A 6,325-nucleotide genomic window follows, 5' to 3' on the forward strand; every position below is an offset into this window, starting at 1 on the left:
CGCGCAGGCGTTCGCGGTCGGCGTCGATCCAGCTGCGTAGCCGGGGCCAGGCGGTCAGCAGGGCCTCGTGGGCCAGGTTGACGGTGCCGTCATCCAGGGTGAGCAGTCGCGCGCGGGCGAGGGCCTCCAGAACCTGAGCGGTTTCTTGTCCGCCGACGTTCTGCAGCTCCACATGCTGGGCGGGTCTTCGGGTGTCGGGAGTGCCGTCGCCAGGGGTGACCAGGCGCAGCAGCACGCGGCGTGCCGCGCGTGCCTGGTCTTCGGTAAAGCGGCCGTAGACCTCTTCGGCGGTCTTGGTGATGGCGCCTGCGAGGCCGCCGGCGGCCTCGCAGCCGGTGGCGGTGAGAGTCTTGCCGCGGCGGCGGCGCCAGGTCTCCAGCAGCACGTGAGACAGCAGAGGCAGCCCGCCCGGCGCATTGGCGACCTCCTCGACGAGTTGGGAGGTCAAAGCGCGTTCCACGGTCAACCCGGCTGTGGTGGCGGGCTTGACGATGGCCTCGCGCAGTTCTTCCGGATTCATGGGGCCGACGAGCAGGTTCGCGTCGCGCAGGGCGTCAGCGAGGCCGTGGTGTTCGGCGCAGCGGCCGTAGAAGTCGGCCCGCGCGGCGACGAGGACCCGTAACCGGCTCTCGGGCTGGCGGGCACCCAGCAGCAGGTCGATGAACCGGGAACGCTCGGCGGGGTCCTGGCAGAGAGTGAAGACTTCCTCGAACTGGTCGACGATCACGAACGTGTCCGCGCCTGCGCCGCCACGATCCGGTCCGGCGTCCGCTGGGCGCTCCAGGAGCCTGCCGTGTGTTCGCGCCGGGTGGCCCCCAGGAGTCAGGATGCGGATCCCGGCCGGCCGCAGATCCCCTTCCTTCGCGTGCTGGAGGGTGGGGATGAGGCCGGCGCGCAGCAGCGAGGACTTGCCGCTGCCGGAGGGGCCGAACACGGCGGCGAACCGCTGGCGGCGCAGCAGGCTCAGCAGGTCGGCGGTGAGCCGGTCGCGTCCGAAGAAGAGGCTGTGGTCCCCGGTCTCGAACCGTGCCAACCCCTTGTACGGCGGCTGCGCTTCCTCGCCGTCATTCTCCGGGTCCGAGGCAGCGGCCTCGTCCACAGCCTGTTTCCATCGGGCCTCCCACTCCGCGGGATCGCCCCCGCACGCCACGGCGTAGGCCAGGGCCACTGGCAGCGTCGGCAACATCGCACCGCCCGCCGCCTGTGACAGCGTCGTGATCGAGTATCCGGCCCGCTGCGCCAGCACCCGGTAGGTGACCCCGCCCGCTTCGGAGCGCAGCTTGCGCAGCTCGAAAGCGAACCGCTGAATCGGACCGGCTTTCGGATCCACCGGCATCTCATGCCGCCCCGCCACGCTTTCACCCCTGTCAGCCGCCCGCACCAGACCGCCGCCACGCTACGGGCCCCGCCATAAGCCCGGAAAGATCGCGTCCGGCCATTGTTCGGCTGCCTGACCTGCGCTGCCGGCAATGCGCCGACCGCTGAACTCGATGTTGCGAGCCGGCGAGGAACTCATCCGGAGTACCAGCTCCGGAGCAGCCTTTCGCGCGACGGCGTCGTCGGACCCAATACCTGGTACTGGTTGATGACGATCAACTAGGCCCTCTCGCTGCAACAGCGGCGTTCACCAACGAACGGAGCCAGCACATGAATATCCATCGCATAGTGTGGGCCCTGGCCGTCACTGCGGCCGCCGTGGTGTGTGCCGTGGCAACAGCCGTCAGCTTTCACGGCCTCGTTCCCGACCGCTGGCTGGAACGTGAGCTTCGGTGGGCCCATCGTGGCCGGGCGGTTCCCGACGCACTCTTCGAAGTGAGCCTGCAGGGGGACGAGGTCCCGGGAGGAGTCGAGGTACGCGGTATCCAGCCCTACCAGTCGGACCGGTAGCCGTCATATCGCACGCCGAGCAGCCGGACAGGCAGCAGGAAGAGCTCCGTTGTCCCAGCGCGGGTGCTCATTCCGATTCGGCTCTGATTGGCGTCGTATCGGGTTCGGCGGATGCTCCACAGGTGCTTCCCACCGATCAGGCGATGCCGGTGAAACAAGAAGTCATCGATCTGACACCCGGTGGCGTCCACCGAGGTCTTCCGGTTCGCGGCCCGTGCGGACCGGAGCGCGGACGACCTGCTGCATTCCCGGCCACAGCACTAGCCGAGCGCCCGCTCCTGCGGAGTGCCGGGCAGTCGTCGAAAGATCCAGGCCATCGCGCCCCGAGAGCGATCAGTACGACAGCCCCCCGCGGTCCCACGCCGCCCACCAGGAACTGTCGCGCCCGCGGCTGCGCGGCCAGTGTTCGCAGGCGGGTGCCAGCCCGTCAGTGAGGGGCAGGTGTCAAATCGTCGGTCTCGAAATACTCCTCGGAACTGACGTCTATCTCGACCGGTACGTTCCGGCCGTCGACCACGGCGACGGCGGCCACCTTCTCGGTTTCCTTCAGCTTCGCGCCGGGCTCATTGGAGCGACCGGTCACGGTGACCTCGACTCCGTGGCGCAACTGGCCGTCCGACATCTGTGGGCCCTGGAGGTCGACCGCCAGGAGATGGTCGAACTCCTGACGGTTCGTGGGTTTGAAGGGACGGTGATCCGATGCGCCAGGAACCGCTCTTGTCCCTGACCGAAGAGTATGTACGTCAGTTCTTCGGGCTGTCGGGCGTCCGGGGTGAATCTGTTGTGGACGATCACGTCGACGACGTCCACTGTGACGTCGGAGGAGATCTCGAAGGGTGTCTCGGGGTGAGCGGGAGGCTGCTCGAAATGATTGCGGAACAGGCTTCCGGTGAACGACCTGCGGGCAGGTTCGCCGGTCTCGCCGGGAAACAGGTCGGGGAGCACGAACGGTTCGGGTGCGAACGTGTAGAGCCTGGCTTCCGGGTGCGCCTTCCGATCGTCGAGATAGGCGCTGTCGAGGGAACCGAGGGACACGTTAAGGATCACCTGGTAGTTGTGCGGGCGATGAATCATCGGCAGATGGGACATGAAGACAGTGCCGTTCCCCACCACCGCCATGCCATGCGAAGCAGGGGGATCGGACTCTGTCGGTCCGTGGGTGTGATGCGTGTGGTCACCGTTCATATCCATGACACTCCACCTGTTCTCTCGGTCTCTCGCGGTAGCCCCGCGCAGTGGGCTCTCGATGTCGGCAGCCGACGGCCTGGTGGAACCTGCTGGTGTGGTTGGAACAGGTAGGGCGGCGGACCGGTCGGTGATGCCACGGACCACTGTCCACATGAGGTCGTCGGGGTCGGCGTGCATCGCACGCAAGACGGGCGTCGTCCCGGGGGCTGACGAGGACCGCCCAGCCTTGCCGCCCACTGGTCCGGGCGAGGGTGGAGGCTGTGCCGCCGTGCTTCCCGGTCAGCCCCCGGAGATTTGTTCCCATGCGGCGGCACGGGAACAACACCGTTGACCAAAGGTCATGTAGTGACGTGTCTGCATGCAGCGTTCACAGTCGCCTCTCAAATTCACTTGAGATCGCCGCCCTGGACGCGAAATTATCCATTTCTACGTTCCCTCACGCGCTCCAGTGCCGCAAGCCGCGAACACCGGCAGCTGCGTAGTCACTCATTCGGCGGTGCGGGGGAGTCGCGCGCGAAGGCCGCTCGCGAACGCGATGCGCGCATGTGGCCCCATCGTCGGATGCGCCGGCCTGCACACCCGAACTGCCGGGGTCAACGGCTGCTCTCCTGCAGCGAGCGAGCGAGCGAGGGTGACGGTGATGGGCTGTTGCCTGACCTGGCCGGCCAGTACGTTGCGCTCGGTGGCGTCGATGCTCAGGGCCCAGCGAATCTTGTCGGCGATCCAGTCGGTGACGTACTGGCAGCGGTAGCCGGGAGCCGGGGGAGCCAGGTGGCGGGGTCCCGGTTCGACGCCCTCGACAACGCGATCAGCGCCGCGCGTCGCCAAGGTCGTTGGCGTAGGCCTCACGCTCGGCGGAAGTCCAGCCGGAGGCGCCGGAATCGCAGGCCTCGGCTGTCCAGGCCGCTGGCGCCGTCGTTGTAGCGGTCATCGTAGGGCGAGTACCCCTCGCCACCGCCCAGGACCAGGTCGGCCGGACCTGCCTCGCCACACACCCCGCGCCGCCCTGGGCGACGGCAGTGTGCCCATCGCCTACGTGCTGGTCCCGCCCGGCTCCACCGCCAAGACACTGGCCGGCGAGTTCGCCCGTTACCTCAGCATCCCCATAACCACCCGCATGACCACCGCACAGATCACGGCTGCCGTCTGCCACACCTACACCGCGGCCGGCGCGAACTCGCGCTGAGGTCCACCGGGTCAACCCCCCCCGCACCTGCAACGGCGCGGAGGCCGCCGACTGGCTCAAAGACCTCACCGAACGCGTCGCCGCGACGTTCGTCTACGCGGGCATCGACGTCACCGCCAGCACGGTTTTCCGCCGAAGCGGCAAACGTGCTCTGCGCCGCCGAGGCGGGTGTGCTGCTCCACGGCGCGGCGGGCCAAGCGCAGCATGTCGAGCCGCGAGCTCGGCTGGTCAGCTGCTGGTGGGGTAGGCGGTGAGGCCGGAGTCGCCGAGTCCGTTGCCAGTTGATTCGTTGACGAGGAGGGGCGCGGCGCCGGGGCTTGGCAGGTCCTTGCCGGTGCGGGCGTCGAGGGCGATCGCACCGTTGGTGGTTTCGCCGTAGACGCGTCCGTGCCACGCCGTGGTGACCTTGGGGGCGATACGGTCGGCTTGCTTGTCCGGCAGGTGCCACAGCACCTTGCCGTCAGTGGCGTCCAAGCCGTAGGCGACTCGCGAACCCCCCATGCCGTAGGCGCAGACCATCACGCCGAGGCCGTCATAGGTGCAGTCGGTGTCCGAGTCGCCGAGGTCGGCCGGAAGAGTATGTAGGGTGCGGCCGGTTCGAGCATCGACGAGCCGATGGTAAGGGCTGCGTTGTCGGGGTTCTCGCCGCGTACGTGGAGGCGCGGGCCCACTGTGCTGACACCCACCCCTGTGCCGACCGACCCCTGCCAGAGCCGTTTGCCGGTGGCCAGGTCGAACCCGGCGGGCCGCTGCTCATCGTCCTCCAGTAGCGCTCCCGCCACGGTCTGGCCGGTAACTGCGTCTGCCTCGAACTCGTCGACGCTCCAGAGCTGGCGGGGCCTGTCCAGGTCGACGCCGTAGGCGGCGGAGGAGTCGTCGTCGCTGGTGGAGACACGGATCACGGCCACGCCGTGATCAGCGCCGACCGCAGTTGCCTGCAGATCGCCCGCGCTGTCCCACTCGGGCGGACGGAGCGTGACCCGCCACAGAACCCTGCCGGTGTCCGCGTCGGTGGCGATGACTTCGACGGCAACGTGGCTCGCCTGAGTCCCCGTAACGGACAGTTTGACGACGAACGGGGCGATGACGACCCGAGCCCCGGCGGAGGTGGCGAGCAAGGGCGCAGATGCCTGACCGGGACTGGCCCACTCGCTGTCGGATGCCAGCGTGCTGTGAGGACTGATCGTGGCTGTGACCTTGCCGGACACGGTGTCCATGACCCGCATACGGCTAGCTGTCGTGATGAAAGCCGTCGTCTTGTAGAGGGCGATGGGAAGCGGCGAGTTCAACGTGCCACCCACGGTCAGACGGCCCTCGACGGTGTCCCCCGGCAACGGCACGGAGCGGCCAGTCGCAAACGTCGCCGGTGGATCGTGCACCGGACGTGATGCCGCCTTCGACTGTGCCGGCGCATGCGCCGGCACCGGCGTCCCATGGCCGCCGCCACTGCCACAACCCGCCAGCGCGCTAACGACGACAACCGCCGCGCCCGCCCGCAGCGCCGACCTTTGGATTGCGCGACTCCTGCGCACTGGTCCCCCGTACCTGACGATCCAGCAGTCCCTCAAGTGATCACCCTAAGGGCACTCCGTGCAACCCGAGGAACCGAGCGACGGCTTCAAGTCGCCCTAGAACGGCACCCGTTCGGTCCCCGGCAGCCGCCCTCCCACTCATCGGGCGCACGCGGCGGTGCCGCCGGCAGCGCGTGCGGGCTGTACTTCACGGCCGTCAACGCCTACCAGGGCCCGCGCTCAGCCCCGGTGCAGGGTGAAGTCCGACCAGGTGAAGCCGGGTGCGACCACGCAGGTCAGCAGGGCGGGCAGCGGGCCCTCGGCCTCGGCGGACTGCCACCGGCCCGCGGGCACGGCGGCCCACAGGCTCTGGCCCGCCGCGTGGTCCGGGCCCAGGACGCCGCGCACGCCGTCGGCGTCGTCGGGCTGTGCGGCGTGGACGAGCGTCAGGGGACTGCCGCTGTGCCACAGCCACAACTCGTCACTGGCCACCCGGTGCCACCGCGACCGCTCACCCGGAGCCAGCAGGTAGTGGATCGCGGTGGCGGCGGCG

Annotated in this window: 8 protein-coding genes; 1 reads left to right on the forward strand and 7 read right to left on the reverse strand. The window is 68.8% G+C overall.

Annotated elements, in window-relative coordinates:
• The 4 genes from IE312_RS39400 to IE312_RS44285 form a co-directional block, all read right to left on the reverse strand.
• The coding region (locus tag IE312_RS39400; RefSeq protein ID WP_229899444.1) for a helix-turn-helix domain-containing protein at positions 1 to 1,336 on the reverse strand (1,336 nt) is incomplete at its 3' end.
• 978 nt (positions 1,337 to 2,314) lie between these two features.
• Positions 2,315 to 2,470, reverse strand: a complete 156-nt coding sequence (locus IE312_RS09760) for a hypothetical protein (protein WP_189980303.1) — start codon at positions 2,468 to 2,470, stop codon at positions 2,315 to 2,317.
• Positions 2,467 to 3,078 carry a hypothetical protein gene (locus tag IE312_RS09765; protein ID WP_189980305.1) on the reverse strand — a complete coding sequence of 204 codons (612 nt, stop codon included), beginning with the start codon at positions 3,076 to 3,078 and terminating at the stop codon, positions 2,467 to 2,469. Before IE312_RS09765 ends, IE312_RS09760 begins: the two co-directional genes overlap by 4 nt.
• A gap of 483 nt (positions 3,079 to 3,561) precedes the next feature.
• Positions 3,562 to 3,903 carry a hypothetical protein gene (locus IE312_RS44285; RefSeq protein WP_370467540.1) on the reverse strand — a complete coding sequence of 114 codons (342 nt, stop codon included), beginning with the start codon at positions 3,901 to 3,903 and terminating at the stop codon, positions 3,562 to 3,564.
• 193 nt (positions 3,904 to 4,096) lie between these two features.
• Between IE312_RS44285 and IE312_RS43995 the strand changes: the two genes are divergently transcribed.
• Positions 4,097 to 4,261 carry a hypothetical protein gene (locus tag IE312_RS43995; protein WP_306419722.1) on the forward strand — a complete coding sequence of 55 codons (165 nt, stop codon included), beginning with the start codon at positions 4,097 to 4,099 and terminating at the stop codon, positions 4,259 to 4,261.
• A gap of 228 nt (positions 4,262 to 4,489) precedes the next feature.
• On the opposite strand, the gene IE312_RS09780 is transcribed toward IE312_RS43995, so the two are convergent.
• The 3 genes from IE312_RS09780 to IE312_RS39405 form a co-directional block, all read right to left on the reverse strand.
• Positions 4,490 to 4,762: a hypothetical protein gene (locus IE312_RS09780; protein WP_189980307.1), complete on the reverse strand. Its 273-nt coding sequence runs from the start codon at positions 4,760 to 4,762 to the stop codon at positions 4,490 to 4,492.
• A 17-nt stretch (positions 4,763 to 4,779) separates the two neighbouring features.
• Positions 4,780 to 5,550: a PQQ-binding-like beta-propeller repeat protein gene (locus IE312_RS09785; protein WP_189980309.1), complete on the reverse strand. Its 771-nt coding sequence runs from the start codon at positions 5,548 to 5,550 to the stop codon at positions 4,780 to 4,782.
• Positions 5,551 to 6,012: 462 nt separating this feature from the next.
• Positions 6,013 to 6,325: cupin domain-containing protein (locus tag IE312_RS39405; protein WP_229899424.1), on the reverse strand; the 313-nt coding region annotated here is incomplete at its 5' end.

Origin of the sequence: Streptomyces capoamus, assembly GCF_014654935.1 — a bacterium.
GTDB lineage: Bacteria > Actinomycetota > Actinomycetes > Streptomycetales > Streptomycetaceae > Streptomyces > Streptomyces capoamus.